Source organism: Methylonatrum kenyense (genome assembly GCF_023195885.1).
GTDB lineage: Bacteria > Pseudomonadota > Gammaproteobacteria > Nitrococcales > Aquisalimonadaceae > Methylonatrum > Methylonatrum kenyense.
On sequence record NZ_JALPKO010000003.1, the window covers coordinates 230,090 to 253,952 of the forward strand.

Consider the following 23,863-nt stretch of genomic DNA (forward strand, 5'->3'; position numbering starts at 1 on the left):
ATCTCTTGAAGAAAATCATCATGCTGTTCGTTGTTCTGACGCTGGCCACGGTCTCGGCACAGGCCGACAACCGGGCGCAACTTGAAGCCTATTACACCGAGGTACAGAGCCTCTCGGGCCGTTTCATTCAGGAAACCGTGGATGACCGAGGGGAGCTGGTGGAACGCACCGAGGGTGCGATGTACATCCAGCGGCCGAACCGCTTCCGCTGGGAGTACGAGGCACCCTACGAGCAGGACATCGTGGCCGATGGCCGTGATCTCTGGGTGCACGACGCGGACCTGTTCCAGGTCACCGTGCGTCCGCTGGAGGAGGTTCTGGGCAGCGGCCCGGCCCTGATGCTCAGCGGCGAGCTGGAGGACCTGGAGTCCCAGTTCGAGATCGGCAGCGATGGCGACTGGGTAACCCTGACGCCGCGGGACGAGGGCTGGGAAGTCACCGGCGTGCGCCTGCGTTTCGTCGACGGCGTGCCGGAAACCGTCGTGGTCAAGGACGGCATGGGTCAGGAAAACCGGCTGGAACTCAGTGAGGTGGAGAAAAATCCTGAGCTTTCAAGCGAGCTGTTCGACTACCAGGTGCCGGACGATGCGGACCTGATTGGCGAGCCCTCGGAGTAGCCGCGTGGATCTGTTCCAAGGCCAGGCTGAAGCGGCCCAGCAGCCGCTGGCGGCGCGCATGCGCCCGCGCACACTGGACGACTATGTCGGACAGGAAGCGGTACTCGGCCCGGGCAAGCCGCTGCGGCGCATGGTCGAGGCCGGCGCGGTGCGCTCGCTGGTGCTGTGGGGGCCGCCCGGTGTCGGCAAGACCACACTGGCGGAGATCCTGGCCCGCGCGGTGGATGCGCGGCTGGTCCAGTTGTCGGCGGTTTCCGCCGGGGTCAAGGATATCCGCAAGGTGGCGGCCGACGCCGAGGAGGCAAAGCGACTTGGTCAACGCACCGTCCTGTTCCTGGACGAAATCCACCGCTTCAACAAATCCCAGCAGGATGCACTGCTGCCGCATGTGGAGTCCGGCCTGCTGACCCTGCTCGGCGCCAGCACCGAGAACATCTCCTTCGAACTCAATTCCGCGTTGCTGTCACGGCTGCGGGTGTATGTGCTGAAGCCGCTGGACGAGGCGGCAATGGTCGAGATCCTGCGCCGTGCGCTGACCGACAGCGAGCGCGGCTTGGGCGCGCGCCGGATCCAGGTGGACGACGAGACCCTGGCGCGACTGGCCCGGGTGTCCGGTGGCGACGCCCGCCGGGCCCTGGGACTGCTGGAGACGGCCAGTGATTTCGCCGAGTCGGACGGCGACCGGGACGTGCTGTCGCAGGCGGCGGTGGACGAGGTCATCGGTCATGTCGGCGGCGCGATGGACAAGTCCGGCGACGCGTACTACGACCTGCTGTCGGCAATCCACAAGTCGATTCGCTCCTCGCGGGTGGATGCCTCGCTGTATTACATCGCGCGCTTCATCAGTGGTGGCGGTGATCCGCTGGATGTCATCCGGCGCTTGACCGCGATTGCCTCTGAAGACGTGGGCAACGCCGATCCCCGGGCGCTGCCGCTGGTCATCGCCGCCTGGGATGCCTATCTGCGGCTTGGCCAGTACGAGGGAGAACGGGCCATCGCCCATGCCGCCATTCACCTCGCCATCGCACCCAAGAGCAATGCCATCGATCAGGCCTGGAAGGCGGCCAGCGCCGCGGTCCGAAAGCATCCGCACGGAACGGTGCCGCCGTATCTGCGCAACGCGCCGACGTCGCTGATGAAGGAGCTTGGTCACGGCCAGGGTTATCGTTATGCGCACAGCGAGCCGAACGCCTATCCGGCCGGCAGCGCCCACGATTGCTGGCCCGACGGTGTGCCGCAACAGGTGTTCTACCAGCCCAGCGATTTCGGCCAGGAAAAGCGTTTCCGCGAGATGCTGGACTACCGTGCCACGCTGGACCGGCAGGAGGACGAGCGGCAGCCGTGATACCGCGACCGGGGTCACCCTCCCGATCCCGCCTTATCCTGTCCGGCCGCAGCGGTTACAATCGCCATCCTTCGGCAAACACCGATTCATTCGCACGCCTGCGCAGGCTGTCCACGCCGTGCTGAACAAGGGAATGTCGTTTCATGCTCGATCCGAGACTGCTCCGTAGCGACCCGGAAACCGTCGCCAAGGCCCTGGATACACGTGGTTATGAGCTGGATGTGGCGCGCTACCGTCGGCAGGACGAGCGCCGCCGCGAGCTGCAGATCGTGGTCCAGGACCTGCAGAACGAACGCAACACGCGCTCGAAGTCCATCGGCAAGGCCAAGGCCGCCGGCGAGGATATCCAGCCGCTGCTTGCGGCGGTGGCCGATCTGGGCGAGAAGCTCGACGGCGCCAAGGCGGAGCTCGATGCGATTCAGGCCGAGCTGTCCGACTGGCATCTGCAGATGCCGAACCTGCCGGACCCGAACGTGCCCGAGGGCGAGAGCGAGGAGGACAACCTCACCTTGCGGCACTGGGGCACGCCGGCGGAATTGGACTTCCGTGCCCGTGACCATATCGAGCTGGGCGAGGGTGGCGGCCTGGATTTCGAGGCCGGCAGCCTGCTGGCCGGCTCGCGTTTCGTGGTCATGCGCGGCCAGCTTGCCCGCCTGCATCGGGCGCTGGGCCAGTTCATGATCGACTGGCATGTGCAGCAGCACGGCTACACCGAGGTCAACGTGCCGTTCCTGGTCAACAGCGCGGCCATGCAGGGCACCGGCCAGTTGCCGAAGTTCGGCGACGATCTGTTCGAGATCGCCGGAGATCCCGACTTTTTCCTGATTCCCACCGCGGAGGTTCCGGTGACCAACCTGGCCCGCGGGCAGATTCTGGAAGCGGAGTCCCTACCGCAGAAGATGGTCTGCCACAGCCCGGCCTTCCGTGCCGAGGCCGGTTCCTACGGCAAGGACGTGCGCGGCATGATCCGCCAGCACCAGTTCGAGAAGGTGGAGCTGGTGCAACTGGTGCGGCCCGAGAATTCCGCCGAGGCCCTGGAGCAGCTCACCGGCCACGCCGAGGTGATCCTGCAGCAACTCGAGCTGCCGTACCGGGTCCTGCACCTGTGCACCGGCGACATGGGCTTTGCCGCAGCCTCGACCTATGACCTGGAGGTCTGGCTGCCGGGCCAGCAGCGCTACCGGGAAATTTCCTCCTGCAGCAACTGCCGGGATTTCCAGGCGCGGCGCATGCAGGCCCGCTGGCGCAACCCGGAAACCGGCAAGCCGGAACTGCTGCACACGCTGAACGGCTCCGGCCTGGCCGTCGGCCGCTGCCTGATCGCGGTGATGGAGAATTACCAGGAGGCCGACGGCAGCATCCGCGTACCGGAGGTGCTGCGTGGCTACATGGGTGGAACGGAGCGGATCAAGGCCGGGTAACCGTCCTGCGCGGGGACGGAATCAGTGCTCGCCGAGCAAGGGTTCCAGATCGGCGACCAGGGCGGCGCGTTCCTCGCGGCTGCGTGCCGCAATACCCCGCTCGATGGTCTCCTCGGTGATGTGCGGCGCGAACAGCTGGATGAAATCCCGCATGTAGCCGCGCAGATAGGCGCCGCGGCGAAAGCCGATATTGGTGATGCTGGGATCGAACAGGTGGCTGGCGTCGATCGCGGTCAGGCCCGGGTCCCGCACCGGATCGAACGCCATGCTGGCGATGATGCCGACGCCGAGGCCCAGTTGTACGTAGGTCTTGATCACCTCGGAATCCGTGGCCGTGAACACCACCTCCGGCTCCAGCCCCTGCTCGCGATAGGCCTTGTCCAGCTTGGACCGGCCAGTGAAGCCGAACACATAGGTGACCAGCGGATAGGCCGCCAGACTCTTCAGTGTCAGCGGTGATTCCTGCGCCAGCGGGTGGTCGTGGGGTACGACGACACTGCGGTTCCAGCGGTAGCAGGGCAGCATCACCAGGTCTTCGAACAGTTCGATGGCCTCGGTGGCGATGGCGAAATCCACGGTACCCCGGGCGGCCAGGTCGGAAATCTGCATCGGCGTCCCCTGATGCATGTGCAGGCTGACGTTGGGGTAGCGCTCACGGAAGGTTTTCACCACATGGGGCAGCGCGTGCCGCGCCTGGGTGTGGGTGGTGGCGATGGACAGGCTGCCGCGGGACTCGTCCACGTGTTCTTCGGCGATACTGGTGATATTGCGGATGTCGCCGAGCACACGCTCGGCCACCGGCAGGATTTCCTTGCCGGCGGGGGTCACCTGGGTCAGATGCTTGCCGCTGCGCTCGAAGATCTGCACACCCAGTTCGCTTTCCAGTAGCCGGATCTGCTTGCTGACCCCGGGCTGCGAGGTGAACAGGGCCTCGGCGGCGGCAGAGACATTCAGGTCGCGGCGTGCGACTTCACAGATGTAACGCAACTGATTGAGTTTCATGGTGCGGCCCTGATTCCGGCTTGCGGCTAAGTTGACCCTATATAACCATTGAGCATAACCGCTATGGCAGGCTCGTGGTCAAGCCGTGGCTGGCTACACCGGGCCGTGCCGGACAATGAGGGGGGCGTGTGAGCGGATTACCACTGGAGCTGAGGCCGGAGGCAGGGGCCTGCCTTGTGTACGGCAGCGGCCCGGAAGCGGAGGCCCGGATGGCGGCCATGCGGGTAGCGGGCATGCCTTGCCGAACGGTCGCTCGCCTTGCCGACGCCGCCACCGAGGACGTGGTCCTCCTGCTGGCCGTGGATCCCGATCCGGCGGTGAACGCGCGGGCGCTGCAGTGGGCGCAGCGGCATGGCATCCGATTGCGTTACGGCGCGGGCTGTGAGGCCGAATCGACGCTGCAGCTGCCACCCGTGGAAGCTGATCAACTGCCGGAAAACGGTGCGGAACCCCGGGCCTCGACCGAGGGTGAGGTCTACCTGATCGGTGCCGGTCCCGGCGATCCGGAACTGCTGACGCGCCGCGCCCTGCGACTGCTACAGGCGGCTGATGTGGTGCTGTATGACCGGCTGGTGGCGCCGGCGATTCTCGCCCTGATCCCGCCGCACTGCGAGCGAATCAATGTCGGCAAGCAGCGTGACCGGCACCCGGTGCCCCAGGAGGAGATCAATGGCCTGCTGCGCGACCTGGCGCGGCAGGGGCGGCGGGTTGCGCGCCTCAAGGGCGGGGATCCCTTTATCTTCGGCCGCGGCGGCGAGGAACTGGACCGCCTGCTGGAATGGGGCATTCGGTTCCAGGTGGTGCCTGGCATCACCGCGGCCAGCGGCTGCGCCGCCTATGCCGGCATTCCGCTGACCCACCGGGATCATGCCCAGTCCTGCATTTTCGTCACCGGCCACCGGCGGGAAGGCGGTGTCGAGGTGGATTTTCCGGCCCTGGTTCGGGCCGGCCAGACCGTCGTCTGCTACATGGGCCTGCATACTCTGCCGGCCCTGTGTGCCGGGATGCTGGAACACGGCATGGATCCGCAGATGCCCGCAGCGCTGGTGGAGCAGGGCACGACCGAGCGGCAGCAGGTGATTGTCGGCACGGTCAGCGATCTGCCGCAAAAGGTCGCGCAACAGGAGGTGCATGCGCCGACGCTTTTGATTGTTGGCAGCGTGGTGACACTGCGATCCCGGCTGGAGTGGTTTCAGGGTCGGCCGGACGGCCGCGGCTTCGGCTGAATTGCGCTGCTCCTAGGAGCTGCGACCCGGCGGTTCCTCGTCGCGGTCTGTTTCATCCAGCAGGTCTTCCAGCATGTGCCCGGCGCGGGCCGCCTTGGTGCGCAGATACCCGCGGTTATGGTCATGCACGCGGCCGTGCATGGCACGCCGTTCCAATACCTGGATGCCGCCGGTTTCCAGCGCGCGGACCTTCTCGGGGTTGTTGGTGAACAGGGCGATCCGGTCGACCCCGAGTTCCTGCAGCATGAACACGGCGCTGTCGTAGCGCCGTTCATCGTCGCGGAAGCCGAGTACGCGATCGGCATCCACGGTGTCCAGGCCGCTACTTTGCAGCGTGTAGGCCCGCAGCTTGTTGGCCAGGCCGATACCGCGGCCTTCCTGGGCCATGTACAGCAGCACACCGCCGCCAGCCTCGCGGATCATGCGCACACTGCGGCGCAGTTGCTCCCCACAGTCGCAGCGCAGGCTGCCGAACAGGTCGCCGGTCAGGCAGGCGGAATGCACCCGGACCGGCACCGGGTCCGGCCACTGGTCCTGGTGACCGATCAGGATTGCCACGTGCTCCAGCATGCCGTTGCTTTCGCGGAACAGCACGAAACGGGTATGCCCGGCATCCTCCAGCGGCACCTCGGCGGTGCTGATCCAGCTCATTCGCAGCCGTGGCGTGCTGATCAGCCGTTGCGCCTCACGCAACGGAACCGTCAGGACCGACTGCGACCGCAGCTGTTCGGCCAACGGTGCTTCACTGTCCGTACGCGCGCGCACCGCGAGCACCGCCGGCAGCAGCCGGGCGCTGCGCGTCAGGTCCACGGCGACGGTCTCCAGGCCGGCCGCGTCCGACACGTTCATGTGGCCGAGTTCCTCCGGCGGCATGATGTCCTCGCCACAGACCAGCGCGAGGATCTGCTCGGCGGTCACTGTCTCCGGCAGTTCCACGCAGACGGCCGGTGCATCGGGGTCCACCGGCGGCAGGCCAAGCGCTTCCGCCCGGCGGGCGCTGAGAACCAGCCGCAATGGTCCGCCGCCGAGCTCCCGCAGCTCTTCGGCCTGCACGTCCGTCATGGTTTCCACGGCGGCGATCACGGCGCCGTCGGCGGCGGTTTCCTGGAGGAACACCGGGTGTCCACGGCGTAGGTCGAAGATTGCGCGTTCTGCCTGCTGCATGAGGTTCCGGTTCGTCTCGAGACTGCTGATTCCGTGCCGCTGCCGGTCCGTGTTGCGGTGTCGCTTTCAGTCCGGGCGTGTGGCTCGGTATGATGCCGGCGGCAAGAATACCATTGTGTGCGGCAAATCGCCTCGCGCCGCCAGCCTTTGATCACGGTGCCCGCCTTGCGCCCAAGCAGCTTCATCAGCGAACCCGGTGTCCGCCCCAACTGGCGGGTGGTCCTCAGCCTGCTGCCGTACCTGAAGGAGTTTCGCGGCCGGGTGATGCTGGCGTTCGCCTTCCTGACCATCGCCAAACTGGCCACGGTGCTGGTGCCGCTGTCGCTGAAGTACATCGTCGACTACCTGGACGAGACCCCGGAGGCGCTGCTGACCATCCCGCTGGCACTGTTGCTCGGCTACGGCCTGCTGCGATTCAGTTCCACATTCTTCGGTGAGTTGCGCGACGCGGTGTTCGCCCGGGTCGCCGAGCGGGCCATGCGGCGGGTCTCGTTGCGGGTGTTCGAGCATCTGCACCGGCTGGATCTCAACTTTCACCTGTCCCGCCGCACCGGCGGCCTGGCGCGAGATATCGAACGCGGCACCAATGGCATCAGCTTCCTGCTGCGCTTCATGGTGTTCAACATCCTGCCGACCCTGCTCGAGATCGGCATGGTCGCCGTAGTGCTGTTCATCGCCTTCAGCCCCGGTTTCGTGCTGACGGTGATCGGCGCCGTGGTGGTGTACATCGCGTTTTCGGTCTGGGTGACCGAATGGCGTACGCGCTTCGTGCGCGAGGCCAACACCATGGACAACCGCTCCAACACCCGCGCCGTCGACAGCCTGCTGAACTTTGAGACCGTGAAGTATTTCGGCAACGAGGGCTTCGAGGCGGAACGCTACGATCGCGACCTGGAAGCCTGGGAGGCGGCGCGAATGAAGAACCGCCTGTCGCTGGCGGCGCTCAATTCCGGCCAGGCCTTCATCATCGCCGCCGCGGTCACGGTGCTGATGATCATGGCCGCCTCCCAGGTGGTGTCCGGCGACATGTCGCTGGGCGACCTGGTGATGATCAATGCCTACATGATCCAGCTCTTCATGCCGCTGAACTTCCTCGGCTTCGTCTACCGGGAGATCCGCGAGGCGCTGATCAACATCGAGCGCATGTTCGGCCTGTTGGAGCAGCCGGCCCGGGTCGAGGATGCACCGCATGCGCGCGAACTGCGCTGCCACTGGCCGCGTGTGGAATTCGACAATGTGGACTTCGGCTACAAGCCGGACCGCCAGATCCTGCACGGCGTGAGCTTCACAATCGAGCCCGGCGAGAAGGTGGCGGTGGTGGGCGCCAGCGGCGCCGGCAAGTCGACCCTGGCACGGCTGCTGTTCCGCTTCTACGACGTCACCGGCGGTCGCATCCTGATCGATGGCCAGGACATCCGCGACCTGACCCAGCAGAGCCTGCGCGCCGCCATTGGCGTGGTGCCGCAGGACACTGTGCTGTTTAACGACAGCATCCACTACAACATCGCCTACGGCCGGCCCGGGGCCAGCAATGACGAGGTGCGTGAGGCCGCGCGCCTGGCCCAGCTCAGTGACTTCATCCATCGACTGCCGGATGGCTTCGAGACCGTTGTCGGCGAACGCGGCCTGAAGGTTTCGGGCGGCGAGAAACAGCGCATCGCCATTGCCCGCATGCTGCTCAAGGATCCGCCGATCCTTATCTTCGACGAGGCCACTTCGTCGCTGGATTCAGCCTCGGAGCAGGCGATTCTTGAGGCGCTGAACGCGGTAGCGGCGCGACGCACCACCCTGGTGATTGCGCACCGGCTGTCGACCATCATGGATGCCGACCGGATTGTCGTGCTGGACCACGGCAGGGTGGTGGAGTCGGGCCGGCACACCGCACTGCTGGCCGCCGACGGCTCCTATGCGGCGCTCTGGCAACGGCAGCAGCAGTCGTCCAGCGCCGACCGGGACGGAGCATCGGAATGACGTTTCAGGTTCACCAGCAGTTGGCGGCGGATTTCCACCCGATGCTGGACTTGCACGCCTGCCACATCCTGCTGCGCCGGAACGCACTGATTCCCTGGTACATCATCGTTCCGGAAACCACGGTGTCGGAGCTGGACCGCCTGAAACCGGAACTGCGCCGCACCGTTGAATCGCTGTCGGACCAGCTCGCGCGTTTCATCCGGGCGGAGCATGGCTCGGAGCGTGTGAATATCGCCGCCATCGGCAACATCGTGCCGCAATTGCACCTGCACGTGACCGGGCGGCGGACCGGCGATGCCTGCTGGCCCGGTGTGGTCTGGGGCCAGTTACCCGAGGGTCCGGACTGGAGCGAGCCGGAGCTCGCAAAGCTTCGCTTGGAACTGGCGCAGGCGCTCACCGGCGATTGAGGTCTACCAGCGACGCTCGACGCCGACCATGCCGCCGCCCGGAAGCGGTGCCACCCGAACCGAGGACAGGCCGCCCAGTTCGCCGCGTTCCGAGGCCCGATTCACGGTTCGCGGACGCGTTGCCCACTGCAGCGTGGTGCTGACCATGCCGGTGGCGAAGCTGATCGCGCCGTCGTCGGCACGATTATCACCCAGTGCAATGGCCAGCCCACCGACCAGGTTCAGTGCCACCCCCGGCAGCAACTGCATCGGATGCCGCGCGTGATCCTCGGCGGCACGGGCCTGACGGGCGACCGCCGCGGGCTCGTCACCCCCGGCAAGCCGACTCCGGGCCTGGCCGTACGGGCCTTCGGTACCCACGACCGCTGCCAGTGCCATTGCCGATTTGGCGGCACCAACACGGGAATCGAAGCGATCGGCGCTGCGGCTGGCCTCGCTGCTTTGATACAGGCTGTAGCCAAGTGCGCCGGTGTAGAACGCGCCCCAGCCTGCTTTCCACAACCGATGCTCGCGCTCACCACGTTCCAGCGCCCGGTCCAGCGCAGCACTCGGATCGCCCGCCTGCACGGCGGTGCCGACCAGCAGCAGGCACAGGAACAGGATCAGCGGGGCAGGGCGAAGCCGGGGCATGGGTGGTCTCCAGGTGGATGGTCAACCGCGCAATGAACCATTGCCTCGCACGGCTGCCGGAAATCTCTCAATAGCGACCGGAGCACTGTACCGCATGATCGCAATGGAGCGTTTTCCGGAGGGGTTCCACGCGCTGGCGCCATTGCTGACCCACCGCGAACACGCTGTCCTCGCAAACATCTCGGTCCGGGTCGGGAGCATCGGCGACAATCACCTGGGTGGCTGGTATGCCTACCGCGGCGCCAAGGCCGCACAGAACATGTTCACCCGCGGCATCGCCGTCGAACTCGGACGCCGGGCCAGGAAACTGGTCTGCGTCGCCCTACACCCCGGAACCACCGACACCGGCCTGTCCGAACCCTTTCAGCAACGTGTTCCTGAACACAAGCTGTTTCCGGTCTCGCGCACTGTCGACCAACTGCTGGCGGTGATCGACACCCTTGGGCCGGAACATAGCGGTCACTTTTACGCCTGGGATGGGCAGGAGATTCCTTGGTAGCGGGGAGTTACCTGTCCTGGCAACCTCCCGCCCTGCGATTCCTCAGCCCGCAGTATCCATGCCCTACCCGCGGCGCCAGGGCCGCTGCCTCTTTAGGTCGCGCCCTAGCCCATACTCGATACTGTAATTTTGTACAGTTACATTTAAATCATGAAAACGAGAGGTCAAGCGATTACGTGGCCCCAGTGCGAACCATGGTGTAAGTTCTTGGTTTTACGAACCATGTTGATATTAAGGTGACATCAGGACCGCGGAGTTATCGAGAGGTCACGAATATGCAATATCGGGGAACGCGGTCTAATCACTGTTGGGTGTCATGAACTCTGACCATTCACGCTGCTGGGCGCGCTATCGTGCTGACTGTGATCGCGGCATGTCGAAAGAGCATCTGCTTTCGAAGTGTCTGTTTCACGATCAGACTGTTCACGTGTCTGGCTTCGATTGGTGCATGGGCGAAGAGAAGTGCGTTGGCATCAACTCTCTTCAAAGAAGGTTCCTATGCGAGAAGCACAACAACGACCTTTCAGACGCAGATGCTGCCTCTAAGCAAGCGATTGATGCCTTTGAGGCAGGCGGCAGTGAGTTTCTCTTGAATGGCATTCTCTTGGAGCGGTGGCTCGTGAAAACCGCCGTGAACCTCAGCGTTGGCGGCAACCTTCACATCGGCTATGGCATGAGTAACTCCAAACCGGGATGGCCGAGCCCGTACATGCTCGCAGTAGCGTTTGGAGACGAGATCCTCTGCGCAAAGATGGGTGCCTACTTTCTTTTCCCTGCAACTCAGTATAAACACCGCACCAGCGAGATTTCGATCGTACCAATTCATCGTGATGGACAGATCGGAGGGTTCGTGTTTGGTCTCAGAGGGCAGTTCATATTCCTCAGCCTCTATCCCGGGCACGCTCCTCCTTCAGTTGATACGCTCGCGCCAGGGCTCCTGCCACCGCCAATAGGAGCCGCCGCACTTCATTACCGCCCCGCATCTTTTCGAGTTCAAGTTGCCGGTGGCTCAGAGGGAAAAATTCAGTTGCGGTGGCCGCACACATGACTCCCAACCAATCAATCGAGCGGACCTCGCGCACAAGCCGCGCGAGGCCGCTCATTGCAAACGTTAGGGATAAATGGAATCGTCATGTCCGGAAATATTTTCAATAAGCTGTGGGTTATAGAATCTTTACCATCAGGTGAGCTTAGAACTGGGAAAAATCTCTTCGACAATCAGCTGGACAAGGCTAAGCAGGTCCAGCAAGACCTTGTCGTCGAATTCGCTGAGCCAATAACTAAGCCCGAGCTGTTTGACGTATTAGAAAAAATACGAAATGAGGCTTTGAGCGGAATATATCCAATGATCCACTTTGAGTGCCATGGGTGTGAAGACCGCTTGGGAACTGCTAGCGGAGAACTGGTTGAATGGGATGAAATCAGAGAGATCCTTATTGAGATTAACCGAGGGACTAAGCTAAATCTGATGATTGTAATTGCAGCCTGTAACGGTGCCCATCTAATAAAAGTATCTACAAAGCTAGATGCAGCTCCTTTCTGGGCAATAATTGGTCCAGAGGTCGAAGTAACTGCTGGGCATATTCAGGATAATTTTGGTCGGTTTTATGAGTCCTTCTTTTCAGACCTCGATGGTGATAAAGCCATAGATATCCTTAATGAAGGGGTAGAGCATCAAGACCGAACCTATCATTTTTTAAGCGCTGCTGGACTATTTTCAAGGGCTTACCGAGCCTACCATAAAAGTCACTGTGTCGGGAAAGGGAAGAAAGAAAGGATAGAACGCCTCGTTTCTGAGGTGATGAAAAACCCCGATGTGAAGAGACGTGGTGTAGCATGGGCCAGTCAGCAAGTAAATAAAGGCCTTGCATCTGAAGATCAGCACTTTGATAAACTCAGAAAAAGGTTCTTCTTCATTGCTGATTTTCCAGAAAATGATGCACGTTTCCCTTTATCTAAGGGTGATATCGTTGCCACGTAAAATCCCTAACAATGCGCTGCTGTCGGACAAATTCTCCGCTGCGCTCCAAATTTTCCGCAGAGCGCGGCGTTAGCGAGCCAAATCAACCTGAGGAGCACGCATGATGTCTGATATGAAATTGACGACTGAAGAGAGTGTCTATCTGGCATATAGAGACGGTGGTGGTGAGTCGGTTTTGCCTGGTCATTGTGAAGAGCTGGGGATATCGCTGGAAGAAGGCAAGGAGATGATCCGCCGTCAGTACAAGATTCGGGAGCAAGAAGGAAGCTTGCAGCCCTATGATAAAAGCATTTGAGGTCATCGAGATGCCAGATCAAGTGGTAACGTTCTGATTAAAAGATGGGTCACGGTGAAGTCTGGGCGAAGTCTGGGACACCCACAAACTTTCACAGACTTTTCCTCAGTGAAGGCCGTGTGCAGTCTGAGGGTGTCCTAGACGTTCTTGAACGCCTGTTCTCCGCCAGAGGAGGCGAAAACTGATGAAGACGCGGACAGCACATGGCGTGACAATCGAGTGTGTCCAGGGGGACATTACGGACCAGCCGGATATGGACGCTGTGGTTAACGCGGCCAATGCGGCGTTGCGAACCGGTGGTGGGGTCGCGGGCGCGATTCATCGGGCTGCGGGACCAGGTTTGGAAGCGGAGTGCCGGCCACTTGCACCGATTCGACCGGGCGAGGCGGTGATAACCGGTGCGCACAAGCTGCCGAACCGCCACGTGATCCACTGCCTTGGCCCGGTCTACGGAGTGGATGCGCCGTCAGATCGGCTGCTGGCGTCCTGTTATCAACAGGTCCTGCGTCTGGCAGAGGACCATGGCCTCAATGCCATCGCCTTTCCCGCCCTCTCGACCGGTGCGTTTGGGTATCCGCCGGAACCCGCGACCCGGATTGCGCTGACCACGGTGCTCGAAGCGCTGCCTGACCTTTCGGCCGTCAAGCACGTTCGCTTCGCGTTGTTCAGCAGCGCCGACCAACAACGATACGAAGACGTTCTTACAGAATTATCGGGAGCGGAATAGCCCGGCGGAAAACCGGTAGCCGTATGGACACCCATAACCGCGGGCGTGGACATCCAAAACCCGGCGCGGGCTGTTGGCTCTCGCAAAGGCCGGGTGAATCTGGCTGGCCGGGGTAAAGTCTGGGACACCCTCAGATTTTGGAGCTTGGTCCGGACTGGAGTGGAGAGTCGGACGCGCGGCTTGGCGGCTTTATGAGGTGCCTTCCAAGTGGTTATGCCGTCGACAAGGGGTGATTTGTGTGTGAGATTTCACCGGAAATCGCACTTTTTTTAAAGCCTTTGCTTCTTTCATTTTGTTTGGAGTGTGTTGTCTTTAGTAAAAGGAAAAAGTGATTCTGGCGTGTCATTGACAAGCGCGATGAGCCATTCCGATTCAGGAGCAATACCGTAAGTCTTTTTGTTTTATAGAGGGAAGTTTGGGGATATCTCGGATTTTATCGGCTAGTTGTTGCGACGTCCTCGTTTATTTTCGCGAGGTGACCCTGGCGGCGATTGAGTTATCGAGGGGCTCATGAGTATGGAAAATCGCCGAAGGCGATCTAATCTTTGCTATACGGCCTCGGCTGGCGGCATTCTTGGCGTGCGGAACGTCTTGGACACCCACAGATTTTCGGTGCCAGAAGGTCATGTTGCTGCGTGAGTCACTGCGCTGGGGTCCACGTGCCAAACAGAGAAACCGCACTATATAGCGAGTCGGTTGCACTCGTATGTTGGTGGTGGAGGGGCATCATGGTAGGCCATCAAAGGATCCGTCCAGCAGATCACAAATCCATCGTACGGTCTTGGTCGGCCTTCGTTGCGGCGCTCGCGGTGACGAGTTGCGGAGGCACCGCCGATGATGGAGACATTGAAGAGCTGAGTGCCGCGATTGTCGAGGCCACGGTCAACATCCCCTCACGAAGCTTCGCTGACTCGATTGGCTCGATCACGTGTGATGCGTTCTTCGAGCTAATGTTACGCGACGAGCTGTATAGGGCACAGACGCTGGTGCCCTTAGAGCAGCGGTACTTGGAGCTGGCTGGCGCAGTGGAACTAAACGCCATTTTCGAGGAGTTAGGTCGAGTATCCGACTGGGACTGGTTAGAGGAGGTTTTTACGCGCGCAGAGGACTGCGATATCTCAACACGGTTTGATACCGCGGGGATCGAACCCAGCCCAACTCCGCTTGCCGATGCGCTCGCAGCCCAAATGATCGAGCAACTGAGTCGCTAGCTGTACACGTAACAATCGAGCAATCGAGGACATCCTCAGGTTTTTCGCTAGTCGTGTCCCTAGCTTGACCGAGTCTGGGACACCCTCAGATTTTTCCTCAGTGAATCTCCTGTTTCCTACAGTCCGAAATTTGAGGGTGTCCCAGACTTCCCAGACTTCCGTTCCAATCTATGTCGGTATTACGGCGACAGGCAGATCGCGGAGTTATCTGGAGGTCACGAATATGCAATATCGCGGAACGCGGTCTAATTACTGGTAGCCGCCGTAAGGAGAAGATCTAGGCTGTTATGGATAAGAAATCACTTCGGGAACGCATTACGGAAGAAGATACGCTGCTGTCAAGCAGAACGCTTGCGTTCTTGCTTGCCAATGGTTTCTTGATTGCAGCGCTTGGTATAAGCGGCGTGGAATTCGAGCGAAAGGCTATCGGAATCCTTGGAATCTCTCTGACCATAATTTGGTTTTGTATAGGGTGGCAGGTTCGGAGAGCTATTACAGCTCTTCATGAGATATATCATGAAAATTTTCCTGATGATGAAGTCAATAGGGCCGTCTTTTCTCGGATATTTTGGAAGCGGAAGCTATTGGGTACGGTGCTTGGCCCCACAGAACTTATAACGGCTTGGCTTCCCTTGGTTGTTCTTCTTGTTTGGCTTTCCATAAATGCAAACATGCATTTCGGCTAACAAAGGCATGGATCGGACGCGCTAAAGCGCACCGCTCATGCCCGGCGTTAGCGGAAGTCTGGAACATATCTGGACGCCTCCCCGGACGCAACGGGTGCGAGGTGATGAAGCAGTTGGTTCGTAGACATATATCCGGCGTCTTTCGAAGGGACCATGTTCAGTAGTCGATTCTGAATAAGGCATTCACGCCGTGATTGGGTGGCTGGTTGCGCGGCCGGTGGCCGGTATCGGCGCTGATGTGGTCTCCGGCAGGCGCTGGACGATGCGCCAGAGCTGGTGAAGTCTGGGACACCCTCAAAGTCCTTTCGATCAGGAGTGACACTAATGAGTGGCAGTTCAAAAGGTAGCTGTTTGTGTGGTGAGGTCGCCTACAAGATCACCGGAAATATTGGAATTTTTCAATATTGTCATTGCTCACGTTGCCGCAAGTTTACCGGTAGCGCACATGCGTCAAATCTATTTGTCGCTCCTGATCAGTTTTCTTGGCTTAAGGGGGAGGCGCTGGTGGGTTATTATTCGCCAGAAGACGCGAAGCATTTTGCCAGCTCATTTTGCAAGCTGTGCGGCTCATCATTGCCGTGGCGATCGAAAAGCGGAAAAGTGGTGGTTGTTCCGGCTGGGACCCTCGATGAGCACCCAGGCATAGAGCCAGTTCAAAACATATTCTGTGCATCAAAAGCTGAATGGTATGTACCTCCAAGTGAATTGCCTGAATATGATGAATTGCCAAATAAATGATGCGCAGAAAGTCTAGGACACCCACAGGTTTTCAACGAAAACCGAAAGGGAGGCGCATGCGATGGGCGTAACACTGAGGAGGATCACCCGGGAAAACTTCGAGGCGGTCATCGCGCTTGAGGTAGAGACGTCACAGCGTGGCTATGTCGCTGACAACGTGTACTCCATTGCTGAATCGAGCTTTCATCCGACCTATCAGCCACGGGCTATCTGTTGCGGAGGAGAAGTCGTCGGCTTTCTCATGTACGAATGCTTTCATCAGGACGACCGGCCGCCTGCCTACAATATCTTCCGTCTCATGGTCGACCGACGGCACCAGGGAAGAGGCATAGGGTACAAGGCGATGCGGTGCCTGCTGGACGAGATCAGGGCACGCGGTCCCTTCGAGAGGATTGCAATCTGCTACGTGCCCAGTAACCAGGTCGCTCGGGACTTCTACGCCAGTTTCGGTTTCCAGGAGACGACGCTGAATGAGGACACCGGAGAAGTCATCGCGGAGATCCGAGGGTGAAAAGTCTAGAACGCTTAGAACACCCACAGATTTTTGGAGCTTGGTCCGCCCTGGTATCGAGGGCCTGGTATGCAGCTTCGTGTCCGCATAAGAGGTCCTTGAAGTGATGGTGCCGTTGGCAAGGGGTAGCGTGTGTGCGAAGTTTCGCCGGAAAATGTGCCTCTGTTGAAAGCCTTTGCTTCCCTCATGCCGCTTGGCGGCGTGTTGTCTTTGGTTAAGGAAACACTGATCTATTCCCGCGTCTGCGCCCGAGACCGGTTTTGGTCATCTGGCAAGGCGCGGTGCCGGTTCGGTAGCCGTCGCTACCGGGCCGGTGACGCAACACAGCCAGGGGCCAAAACCGGCCGGGCCCTTCGGGTTGGGCCGCATTTTCCCCGAATGCTGCGTTGCGCTGCTTGACCGCAGAATCACTGCGGCGCTGCGCAGCGCGCCGTGCCTCGGAAAAAATGCGAACTCCAACGCAGGCGCGCGAATAGATCAGTGTTTCCTTAAAGGAAAAACGTATTTCAGGCGTGTCATTGACAAGCGCGATGAGGCATTCGGGTTCTGGAGCAATACCGTCGGTCTTTTTGTTATAGGGATATCGTGCTGGGTTGGGATGGTTCTTTGTCAGGCATGACTACGGGCGGGAAGAAATCTTCGGCACTTTCAGATCTTTGAATGGTAGTTTCGTTGGCATGCTAGGACTTTGTGGATAAGCGAGCAGTTTTTGGAACCTGGCAGATTGACGAGCCCGCGACTCCGGCCGACGCTTATAGCGACCGGGGTTTTTCGGAGGCTCAGATGACTGGCGAAGCGCACACCATTGTCGTTCCGGTCGATGGCTCGGAACATTCGGACAGAGCCATCGACGTCGCTGCACAGCTCTCGCAAAGCTTCGGCGCTGGCGTGCAACTGCTCCATGTGATGCCGGCCGGACCGGCGGAGTTCTCAGATATTCCGGGAAATCGCAGTGTCGCATCCGACGGTGACCTGGCGGCGAAACGTTCCGCGGCCGAGCAGGTGATCCAGCGTGCTAAAAACCATCTGGCGGAGAAGCTGACTTGCAAGGTGGAAACCCGTGTTTTGGAGGATCCCGAGCACCAGCATGATCCAGCAAACGCCATCATCCAGGAGGTCGACGCAAACCCCGGGGCAATCGTGGTCATGGGCAGCCGCGGACTGGGAGGGATTGGCCGGTTTCTGCTGGGTAGTGTCGGCGACGCGGTGGTCCATAAGGCACACCCGCCTGTCACTTTGGTTCATGCCGATGAACATCCGGCGAACACCGGCGAATTCAAGCAAATTCTGGTGCCGGTCGATGGCTCCGAGCATAGCCTTCGCGCCACCCGACTTGCCGGAGATATCGCCCGGAGCAACAACATACCCGTGCAACTCGTGTTCTGCCGCGAGGGCGACGCCACGGGCAGTTTCCCCGCCCTGATCGAATCGCAGGAAAGTCTTGGTGAGGTGCCGGCAGGAGTCAGTACGCGGGAGCTGTCCGGGGCACCTGAAACGGTGCTGCTCGACTACGTCAACGATCAGGCACAACCGACCCTCGTGATCATGGGGCGTCGCGGCATGAGTGGTTGGCAGGAGGCGCTGCTCGGCAGCATCAGCCGAAATCTGCTGAGCAAGGCATGTTGCCCTGTGATGGTCGTTCGATAGTGGCGGATGGTTTTTCGCTCTTCGTTAGCAGTACGCGAGCCATGGCCTTAACTCTCTGCGCATCAGGGATTTCCTGGACGTCACAGTGCGGGTTACACATAACGTCCGTTTTGGCGAACGTACGGTATGGCGTACAATCTGCTTGGAGTTGATCATGCAAGAGGTGCGTCATGACCGGAATCACAGCAACTGAGGCGCGCAGTAAGCTATATCGGCTGATTGATGAAACCGCGGAGTCCCATCAACCGATCGTCATCATGGGTAAGCGGAACAGAGCCGTTTTGGTGTCAGAAGAGGATTGGTCGGCAATTCAGGAAACACTCTATCTGCTCTCTGTACCAGGTATGCGAGAGTCCATTCGTGAGGGTATGGATACCCCCGCGGGGGAATGCGATGAGGAGTTGGATTGGTGACATGGACGTTGGTTTACACGAAACAAGCCCAGAAGGACGCAAAGAAACTGGCCTCCAGCGGCCTGAAGCCAAAAGCCGAGGAATTGCTGGCGCTGATTGCAGAAGACCCGTACCGCAAACCACCTCCGTTTGAGAAGCTCATTGGCGACCTTGCGGGGGCCTGTTCACGCCGCATCAACATTCAGCACCGTCTGGTCTATCAGGTCCTCGAAGAAGAAAAAGTGGTCAAGGTTTTGCGGCTTTGGAGCCACTACGAGTGATCCGTGACCGACTGCTACGTTACGCTAACCGATCACCTCACCCAGAACCGCCGAACCGTCTTACCCCGCAACCGTCACGATCAGCTTCCGCGCATGCGGCGCGTGACGGTGCTCCCAGAGCCATATGCCTTGCCAGGTGCCGAGATCGAGGCGTCCTTCATCCACCGGCACCGTGACCTCGGTCTGGGTGAGGATCGTGCGGATGTGCGCTGCCATGTCGTCAGGTCCTTCCTCGGCATGCTCGAACATCGGGTCGCCGTCCTGGACCAGGCGGCTGATGAACCGCTCCAGATCCCGGCCAACGGCCGGATCGGCGTTTTCCGAGATGATCAGCGAGGCGCTGGTGTGCTGCAGGAACACGTGGCAGAGCCCGATGCGGACCCCGGAGTCGGTAACCACCCTGGCGATCTGCGCGGTGATATCGGTCTGGCTGCGTCCGTTGTTGCGGATGGTCAGGGTTTCGCGATGCATGGGTAGTGGTCCTCCTGTTGTCAGGCAGTCGGTTTCAGACCCATCAGTTTCAGATCCAGCAGAAACAGTTGCGGTGCGGCTGCCGGTATTCCGTCCGGGTTCGCCCGTTGCCAGCGCCAGTTGTCGCCGAGTTCTTTGAGGAATGCCAGCACGGCGTCGTGTTCCTCGCCGCCACCGGGGTGACCGGTGTAGACCATGACACTGATGCGCCCGCCGGGAGCGAGCAAGCGGCAGGCCGCATCCAGGCCGCGCAGGCTGGTGTCCGTCCGCGTGGTGACGGTCTTGTCGCCACCGGGCAGATAGCCGAGGTTGAACATCGCTGCCCGGATCGGCGCCTTGATGTGTTCTTCCATGGTTTCATGGCCAGCGGCGACCAGGCGGACGGGCGCCAACAGGTCCTGTTCCTGCAGTCGGCGCCGGGTGGCGTCCAGTGCCACCGGTTGGATATCGAACGCCGTAACACGGCCTGCCGGGCCGACGGTTTGTGCCAGGAACAGGGTGTCGTGGCCATTGCCGGCGGTGGCATCCACGGCATGGTCGCCGGTTCCAAGCACCTCGGCAATCGACTCCTGCGCCAGCCTGACCAGTGAGATGCGCGGTCGACTCATGGTTTCAGCGGTATCAGGGACTTGTTCATGAAACCCTGGACGAAGCGGTCCACATGCCAGGGGCCGAGGAGGGTGCCGCGGGAGCCGAAGCCGTCCAGCAGTGCCAGCGCCGGCTGATCGCTGGCGAGGCCGGCGAACGGCGGGCCCGGGCGGGAGCCGGCGCGGATGCCGCCGATATGGTCCAGCACCTCGGGCGACGGTGCCTCCGGAAACAGGCTTCGATAGTCGTCCAGCAATGCCTGTCGCGTCTCCGGATCCGAATCACGCCGATCCAGGTCATGCTGGTAGGTGGCACCGAACCAGGCGCGGTTGTCGTCCAGCGCTGCGAGCGTGCGCCCGGCATGCACGACCTCGTCCGGCATGGCGGAATCGCGCCGCAGGACCAGGGCCTGGCCGCGACTGAGGCGCCAGGGAAGGGCGCGAAAGGCGTCCCAGTGTCGTGCCTGATGGCCGGTGCACAGTACGCAGAGACGCGCCGTGTGCCCGTTCCAGTGGCAACCCGCTGTCTCCAGTTCCAGTGCATCCGGTTCCAGTCGTGTTTGCCGGAGGCGTCCGCTGGCCTCGAGCCAGGCGCGGGTTCGTTGCAGCAGGGTCGCGACGTCCACCTGACCGCCGCCGTCGATCCGGCAGGAGCCCAACGGGTCGGGCATGCCGGCCGGGCCATGGCCGGGTAGTTGAAGCGGGCCGAGCAGCCGGGCGCCGGTGGCGGTCTGCCGTTGCCGGGCATGACGGCGGAGTTCCTCGTCCAGCGTGAAGATGCGGATCATCGGCTGCGGTCGGTAGAGCGGGGCATCCAGCCGTTCGGACAGGCTGGCGTAGCGTCGTTTCGCGGTCTCCAGCAGGGTGTCGAGATTCTCCGGGGCGCTGAAGCGGCGGCCGGTATACGGCGTCATCAAGCCGGCGGCGGCCAGGCTAGCCGCATCCTGGTGGCCGTCGTCGACGAGCAGGAAGTCGAGGCCTGCATCTGCCGCCGCATGGGCAAGCAGGCTGCCGATCAATCCCTGGCCGACGATGAGCAGGTCGAGTGATGATGAAGCGGCGTGACGCAACGGGGAATCAATCCTGAATCAGCAGTTTGTGGATGGCGACGCAGCCCAGTAGCATACGCGATCCTGCAGTGAGGGCCGGCCATGCAACACGCCACTGAATCATCCCACCGTATCGGTTTTGTCAGCCTGGGCTGCCCCAAGGCGCTGGTGGATTCCGAGCGCATCCTGACCCAGCTCCGCGGCGAGGGCTACCAGCTGGTCAGCGGCTATGACGAGGCCGACCTGGTGGTGGTGAACACCTGCGGCTTCATCGAATCGGCACGCGAGGAATCGCTGGATGCCATCGGCGAGGCCCTGGCCGAGAACGGCAAGGTGGTGGTCACCGGCTGCCTGGGGGCCACCGAGGACCTGATTCGCGAGCGGCACCCGGATGTGCTGAACATCACCGGGCCGCATGATTACGAGGCGGTGATGCGGGCAGTGCATGCGCAACTGCCCCCGCCCGCACGCAATCCGTTCACCGACCTGCTGCCGGCCAGCGGCGTGAAGCTGACGCCGCGGCATTACGCATATCTAAAGATTTCAGAAGGTTGTAACCACAAGTGCAGTTTCTGCATTATCCCGAAGCTGCGCGGCAAGCTGGTCAGCCGGCCGCTGCCGGAGATCCTGCGCGAGGCGGAACGGCTGGTGGCCGATGGCGTCCGCGAACTGCTGGTGGTCAGCCAGGACACCTCGGCCTATGGCGTTGATCGGCGGTTCGAGACGGTGGACTGGAAGGGTGAGCAACTGCGCACCAACATGACGGATCTGTGCAAGGCGCTGGGTGATCTCGGTGTCTGGGTACGCCTGCATTACGTCTATCCGTATCCCCATGTCGACGAAACCATGCCGTTGCTGGCCGACGGTCACATCCTGCCGTACCTGGACATCCCGCTGCAGCACGCCAACCATCGCATCCTCAAGGCGATGAAACGGCCGGCCAATGGTGAGAAGGTGCTCGAGCGCATCCGCAACTGGCGGGCACAGGCGCCGGACCTGACCATTCGCTCCAGTTTCATTGTCGGTTTCCCCGGCGAGACCGAGGCGGATTTCGACGAGCTGGTGGACTTTCTGCGCGAGGCGAAGCTGGACCGGGTCGGCTGCTTTACCTATTCGCCGGTGGACGGCGCCGATGCCAATGCGCTGCCGGACTGGGTGCCTGCCGAGGTGGCGGAGGAGCGTCGGCGCCGGCTGATGGAGGTGCAGGCGGAAATCAGCGCCGAGCGGCTGCAGCGTTTCGTGGGTCAGACCATGCAGGTGCTACTGGACGGTTTCGATGATCAGGGCGTTGCCGTGGCGCGGAGTTTCGCCGATGCGCCGGAGATCGATGGCGTGGTCTACATGGATGAGGCGGACGGCCTGCAGGCCGGTGATTATGCGGACGTACAGATCACCCAGGCCGATGCCCATGATCTGTACGCCCGCCATTTGCGGTAAAACTCGAACAACTATGCCTGCAGCTTCTGGCCAATCGTCGCCAGCCGCTTGCCGAGCACGCTGTCCGGCATCAACTCCGGCAGCTTGCGGATCACGGCAGTGGCGCCGGAAACACTCTCCACACCTTCAGCGACCAGTTTCGCCATCTGGTAGACATTGCCAAAGGTGCTGTAGTACACGATCAGGACGTTCATCGGACCTCCCTGGGTTCTCTAGTCGAAGACATTGCGAAGGCGGGCCAGACTGGCCCGCACTTCCTGCATTTCCGCTTCCGACAGTTGCTCCAGCTTTCGCCGTAGGTGTTCGCTGTGCGCGGGGAAGACCTCCGCGAACAGGCGGTGGCCCTCGTCGGTCAGTTCCGCGACCGTGCTGCGGCGATCGTTGTCCGCCGGCCGCCGCCGGACCAGGCCGCGGGCCTCCAGCCGGTCAACGACGCTGGTCAGCGTGGTCTTGTAGATCAGCGTGCGTTGCCCCAGCACCTTGAACGTCAAACCGTCGGTGTTGCCGAGCGTGGCCAGCACGTCGAACTGCGCCGGTGTCAGCCCCTGGGCCTTGATATGCGGCTGGGCATAAGCCTCGAAGGCCTGATAGGCCTCCACCAGATCGCGTAGCAGCCGCATGAATAGCGGGCGGGGCCGTTGATCTTGCATATTGTTCATATTCGAAATGTCTATATTCGTACAAAAAGTGCAAGCCAGATTTCTCCGGCGTTCGAACGGATAAAAGTGTCCTTGGCGTCAGACAGGGCGTCCGCGTCGTACCGGCGGTTGGCGCGGCGGTCAGACAAAGTGCCGTCTGATGAAATCGTCCATCAGGCGCGTCACGTCGGTCGGTTGTTCCACAGGCAACATGTGACCTGCTGGCGCCACCACGGCGAGTCGGGCGTTGGGTAGGCCGTCCTCCAGCCGCTGCGCCTCGCCCAGTGGCGTCATGCGGTCGCTATCGCCGCTCAGCAACAGGGTTCGCTGGGGGATGGCATCCAGGCAATCGCGAATGTCGAAGTGATTGCAGGCGTTGAAATCCCGCAACCAGACATCTGCCGGCACGTGCCTGGAGGTTTCCCGGAAGCGTTCGGCGAGGCTGGGGCTGGCCATCGGGGAGAAGATGGCGCGGGACATCTCGTCGATTGCCTCTTCGGGATCATCGACGAACAGGTCCAGTAGTCGTTCGGAGATGCGCAGCGTGGGTCCACAGCCGAGGATGATCAGACCCTGCAGCCATGACGGCTGCTCCTGGCCAAGCGTCAGCGCAATACCGCCGCCCATGGAGTGTCCGGCAAGCACCACGCGATCGGCATCCAGGAAATCGATGAACTCGGCGACCAGTTCCGCGTGGTCGTCGATGGTGGCAAGTGTCTCGCCATCGGACCGGCCATGCCCGGGTAGGTCGAGGCCGTAGATATTGCAGTTCTCGAGCTGGAACAGTGCCGGCGGCCAGATGCTGTGGTCGCAGCCGGCGCCGTGAATGCAGATCAGCGTGACTGGCGCATCAAGATCGTGGCCTGTGTAAAAGCAAGAAATGCCGTCAAGTGTGACTTCTGGCATCGAACGCCCCCCGAGCCGTCTGTC

Annotated in this window: 28 protein-coding genes; 19 read left to right on the top strand and 9 right to left on the bottom strand. The window is 61.4% G+C overall.

Annotated elements, in window-relative coordinates:
* The first annotated feature begins 5 nt into the window (after positions 1 to 5).
* From lolA to serS, 3 genes are all read left to right on the top strand, one after another.
* Positions 6 to 617 (top strand): outer membrane lipoprotein periplasmic chaperone LolA, encoded by a 612-nt coding sequence (gene lolA / locus M0534_RS05185; protein ID WP_248567347.1) that lies wholly within the window; start codon positions 6 to 8, stop codon positions 615 to 617.
* A 4-nt stretch (positions 618 to 621) separates the two neighbouring features.
* Positions 622 to 1,962 (top strand): replication-associated recombination protein A, encoded by a 1,341-nt coding sequence (locus M0534_RS05190; RefSeq protein WP_428348359.1) that lies wholly within the window; start codon positions 622 to 624, stop codon positions 1,960 to 1,962.
* Between the two features lie 143 nt (positions 1,963 to 2,105).
* Positions 2,106 to 3,383 carry a serine--tRNA ligase gene (serS, locus tag M0534_RS05195; RefSeq protein WP_248567348.1) on the top strand — a complete coding sequence of 426 codons (1,278 nt, stop codon included), beginning with the start codon at positions 2,106 to 2,108 and terminating at the stop codon, positions 3,381 to 3,383.
* 21 nt (positions 3,384 to 3,404) lie between these two features.
* Here the strand turns inward: serS and cysB are convergent, their stop codons facing one another.
* On the bottom strand, positions 3,405 to 4,385 hold the full coding sequence (gene cysB, locus M0534_RS05200) for an HTH-type transcriptional regulator CysB (protein ID WP_248567349.1): 981 nt from the start codon (positions 4,383 to 4,385) through the stop codon (positions 3,405 to 3,407).
* 128 nt (positions 4,386 to 4,513) lie between these two features.
* Here cysB and cobA point away from each other — a divergent pair, with 128 nt between their 5' ends.
* Positions 4,514 to 5,611 (top strand): uroporphyrinogen-III C-methyltransferase, encoded by a 1,098-nt coding sequence (gene cobA, locus M0534_RS05205; RefSeq protein ID WP_248567350.1) that lies wholly within the window; start codon positions 4,514 to 4,516, stop codon positions 5,609 to 5,611.
* A gap of 12 nt (positions 5,612 to 5,623) precedes the next feature.
* Here cobA and ribA read toward each other — a convergent pair whose 3' ends face one another.
* A complete protein-coding gene (gene ribA, locus M0534_RS05210; protein ID WP_248567351.1) occupies positions 5,624 to 6,775 on the bottom strand; it encodes a GTP cyclohydrolase II RibA in 1,152 nt (383 codons plus the stop codon).
* A gap of 165 nt (positions 6,776 to 6,940) precedes the next feature.
* On the opposite strand from ribA, the gene M0534_RS05215 reads away from it, so the two are divergent.
* A complete protein-coding gene (locus M0534_RS05215) occupies positions 6,941 to 8,746 on the top strand; it encodes an ABCB family ABC transporter ATP-binding protein/permease (RefSeq protein WP_248567352.1) in 1,806 nt (601 codons plus the stop codon).
* Positions 8,743 to 9,153: an HIT family protein gene (locus tag M0534_RS05220; RefSeq protein WP_248567353.1), complete on the top strand. Its 411-nt coding sequence runs from the start codon at positions 8,743 to 8,745 to the stop codon at positions 9,151 to 9,153. Before M0534_RS05215 ends, M0534_RS05220 begins: the two co-directional genes overlap by 4 nt.
* A 3-nt stretch (positions 9,154 to 9,156) precedes the next feature.
* Here M0534_RS05220 and M0534_RS05225 read toward each other — a convergent pair whose 3' ends face one another.
* Positions 9,157 to 9,783 carry a hypothetical protein gene (locus M0534_RS05225; RefSeq protein WP_248567354.1) on the bottom strand — a complete coding sequence of 209 codons (627 nt, stop codon included), beginning with the start codon at positions 9,781 to 9,783 and terminating at the stop codon, positions 9,157 to 9,159.
* 94 nt (positions 9,784 to 9,877) lie between these two features.
* Here M0534_RS05225 and M0534_RS05230 point away from each other — a divergent pair, with 94 nt between their 5' ends.
* The 12 genes from M0534_RS05230 (at position 9,878) to M0534_RS05285 (ending at position 18,751) form a co-directional block, all read left to right on the top strand.
* Positions 9,878 to 10,282 carry an SDR family NAD(P)-dependent oxidoreductase gene (locus M0534_RS05230; protein WP_248567355.1) on the top strand — a complete coding sequence of 135 codons (405 nt, stop codon included), beginning with the start codon at positions 9,878 to 9,880 and terminating at the stop codon, positions 10,280 to 10,282.
* A 316-nt stretch (positions 10,283 to 10,598) separates the two neighbouring features.
* Positions 10,599 to 11,330, top strand: coding sequence for a hypothetical protein (locus M0534_RS05235; protein WP_248567356.1), 732 nt, complete (start codon positions 10,599 to 10,601; stop codon positions 11,328 to 11,330).
* An 84-nt stretch (positions 11,331 to 11,414) separates the two neighbouring features.
* Positions 11,415 to 12,263: a hypothetical protein gene (locus tag M0534_RS05240; RefSeq protein WP_248567357.1), complete on the top strand. Its 849-nt coding sequence runs from the start codon at positions 11,415 to 11,417 to the stop codon at positions 12,261 to 12,263.
* Between the two features lie 100 nt (positions 12,264 to 12,363).
* Positions 12,364 to 12,558 carry a hypothetical protein gene (locus tag M0534_RS05245; RefSeq protein ID WP_248567358.1) on the top strand — a complete coding sequence of 65 codons (195 nt, stop codon included), beginning with the start codon at positions 12,364 to 12,366 and terminating at the stop codon, positions 12,556 to 12,558.
* A gap of 184 nt (positions 12,559 to 12,742) precedes the next feature.
* Positions 12,743 to 13,285: a macro domain-containing protein gene (locus M0534_RS05250; protein ID WP_248567359.1), complete on the top strand. Its 543-nt coding sequence runs from the start codon at positions 12,743 to 12,745 to the stop codon at positions 13,283 to 13,285.
* A gap of 728 nt (positions 13,286 to 14,013) precedes the next feature.
* Positions 14,014 to 14,496, top strand: coding sequence for a hypothetical protein (locus tag M0534_RS05255; protein WP_248567360.1), 483 nt, complete (start codon positions 14,014 to 14,016; stop codon positions 14,494 to 14,496).
* Between the two features lie 287 nt (positions 14,497 to 14,783).
* Complete coding sequence (locus M0534_RS05260) at positions 14,784 to 15,182, top strand: hypothetical protein (RefSeq protein WP_248567361.1); 399 nt, start codon at positions 14,784 to 14,786, stop codon at positions 15,180 to 15,182.
* Between the two features lie 324 nt (positions 15,183 to 15,506).
* Positions 15,507 to 15,920, top strand: coding sequence for a GFA family protein (locus tag M0534_RS05265; protein ID WP_248567362.1), 414 nt, complete (start codon positions 15,507 to 15,509; stop codon positions 15,918 to 15,920).
* A gap of 61 nt (positions 15,921 to 15,981) precedes the next feature.
* Positions 15,982 to 16,431: a GNAT family N-acetyltransferase gene (locus tag M0534_RS05270; RefSeq protein WP_248567363.1), complete on the top strand. Its 450-nt coding sequence runs from the start codon at positions 15,982 to 15,984 to the stop codon at positions 16,429 to 16,431.
* A gap of 690 nt (positions 16,432 to 17,121) precedes the next feature.
* Positions 17,122 to 18,078, top strand: a complete 957-nt coding sequence (locus M0534_RS05275; protein ID WP_248567364.1) for a universal stress protein — start codon at positions 17,122 to 17,124, stop codon at positions 18,076 to 18,078.
* Between the two features lie 170 nt (positions 18,079 to 18,248).
* Positions 18,249 to 18,491 (top strand): type II toxin-antitoxin system Phd/YefM family antitoxin, encoded by a 243-nt coding sequence (locus M0534_RS05280; RefSeq protein ID WP_248567365.1) that lies wholly within the window; start codon positions 18,249 to 18,251, stop codon positions 18,489 to 18,491.
* Positions 18,488 to 18,751, top strand: coding sequence for a Txe/YoeB family addiction module toxin (locus tag M0534_RS05285; RefSeq protein ID WP_248567366.1), 264 nt, complete (start codon positions 18,488 to 18,490; stop codon positions 18,749 to 18,751). The genes M0534_RS05280 and M0534_RS05285 overlap by 4 nt, the downstream gene beginning before the upstream one ends.
* A gap of 60 nt (positions 18,752 to 18,811) precedes the next feature.
* Here M0534_RS05285 and M0534_RS05290 read toward each other — a convergent pair whose 3' ends face one another.
* Genes M0534_RS05290 through M0534_RS05300 form a run of 3 tightly spaced genes read right to left on the bottom strand, consistent with a single transcriptional unit; the run spans position 18,812 to position 20,879 of the window.
* Positions 18,812 to 19,222: a secondary thiamine-phosphate synthase enzyme YjbQ gene (locus tag M0534_RS05290; protein WP_248567367.1), complete on the bottom strand. Its 411-nt coding sequence runs from the start codon at positions 19,220 to 19,222 to the stop codon at positions 18,812 to 18,814.
* 20 nt (positions 19,223 to 19,242) lie between these two features.
* On the bottom strand, positions 19,243 to 19,830 hold the full coding sequence (gene mnmM / locus M0534_RS05295) for a tRNA 5-(aminomethyl)-2-thiouridylate-methyltransferase MnmM (protein WP_248567368.1): 588 nt from the start codon (positions 19,828 to 19,830) through the stop codon (positions 19,243 to 19,245).
* Complete coding sequence (locus tag M0534_RS05300) at positions 19,827 to 20,879, bottom strand: NAD(P)/FAD-dependent oxidoreductase (protein ID WP_248567369.1); 1,053 nt, start codon at positions 20,877 to 20,879, stop codon at positions 19,827 to 19,829. The genes mnmM and M0534_RS05300 overlap by 4 nt, the downstream gene beginning before the upstream one ends.
* Before the next feature lie 81 nt (positions 20,880 to 20,960).
* On the opposite strand from M0534_RS05300, the gene rimO reads away from it, so the two are divergent.
* Complete coding sequence (gene rimO, locus M0534_RS05305) at positions 20,961 to 22,295, top strand: 30S ribosomal protein S12 methylthiotransferase RimO (RefSeq protein WP_248567370.1); 1,335 nt, start codon at positions 20,961 to 20,963, stop codon at positions 22,293 to 22,295.
* Positions 22,296 to 22,306: 11 nt separating this feature from the next.
* Here the strand turns inward: rimO and M0534_RS05310 are convergent, their stop codons facing one another.
* The 3 genes from M0534_RS05310 to M0534_RS05320 form a co-directional block, all read right to left on the bottom strand.
* Positions 22,307 to 22,489, bottom strand: a complete 183-nt coding sequence (locus M0534_RS05310) for an NADPH-dependent FMN reductase family protein (RefSeq protein WP_248567371.1) — start codon at positions 22,487 to 22,489, stop codon at positions 22,307 to 22,309.
* 18 nt (positions 22,490 to 22,507) lie between these two features.
* Positions 22,508 to 22,945, bottom strand: a complete 438-nt coding sequence (locus M0534_RS05315) for a MarR family winged helix-turn-helix transcriptional regulator (RefSeq protein WP_248567372.1) — start codon at positions 22,943 to 22,945, stop codon at positions 22,508 to 22,510.
* 129 nt (positions 22,946 to 23,074) lie between these two features.
* Positions 23,075 to 23,839, bottom strand: a complete 765-nt coding sequence (locus M0534_RS05320) for an alpha/beta fold hydrolase (RefSeq protein WP_248567373.1) — start codon at positions 23,837 to 23,839, stop codon at positions 23,075 to 23,077.
* Between the last annotated feature and the right edge of the window lie 24 nt (positions 23,840 to 23,863).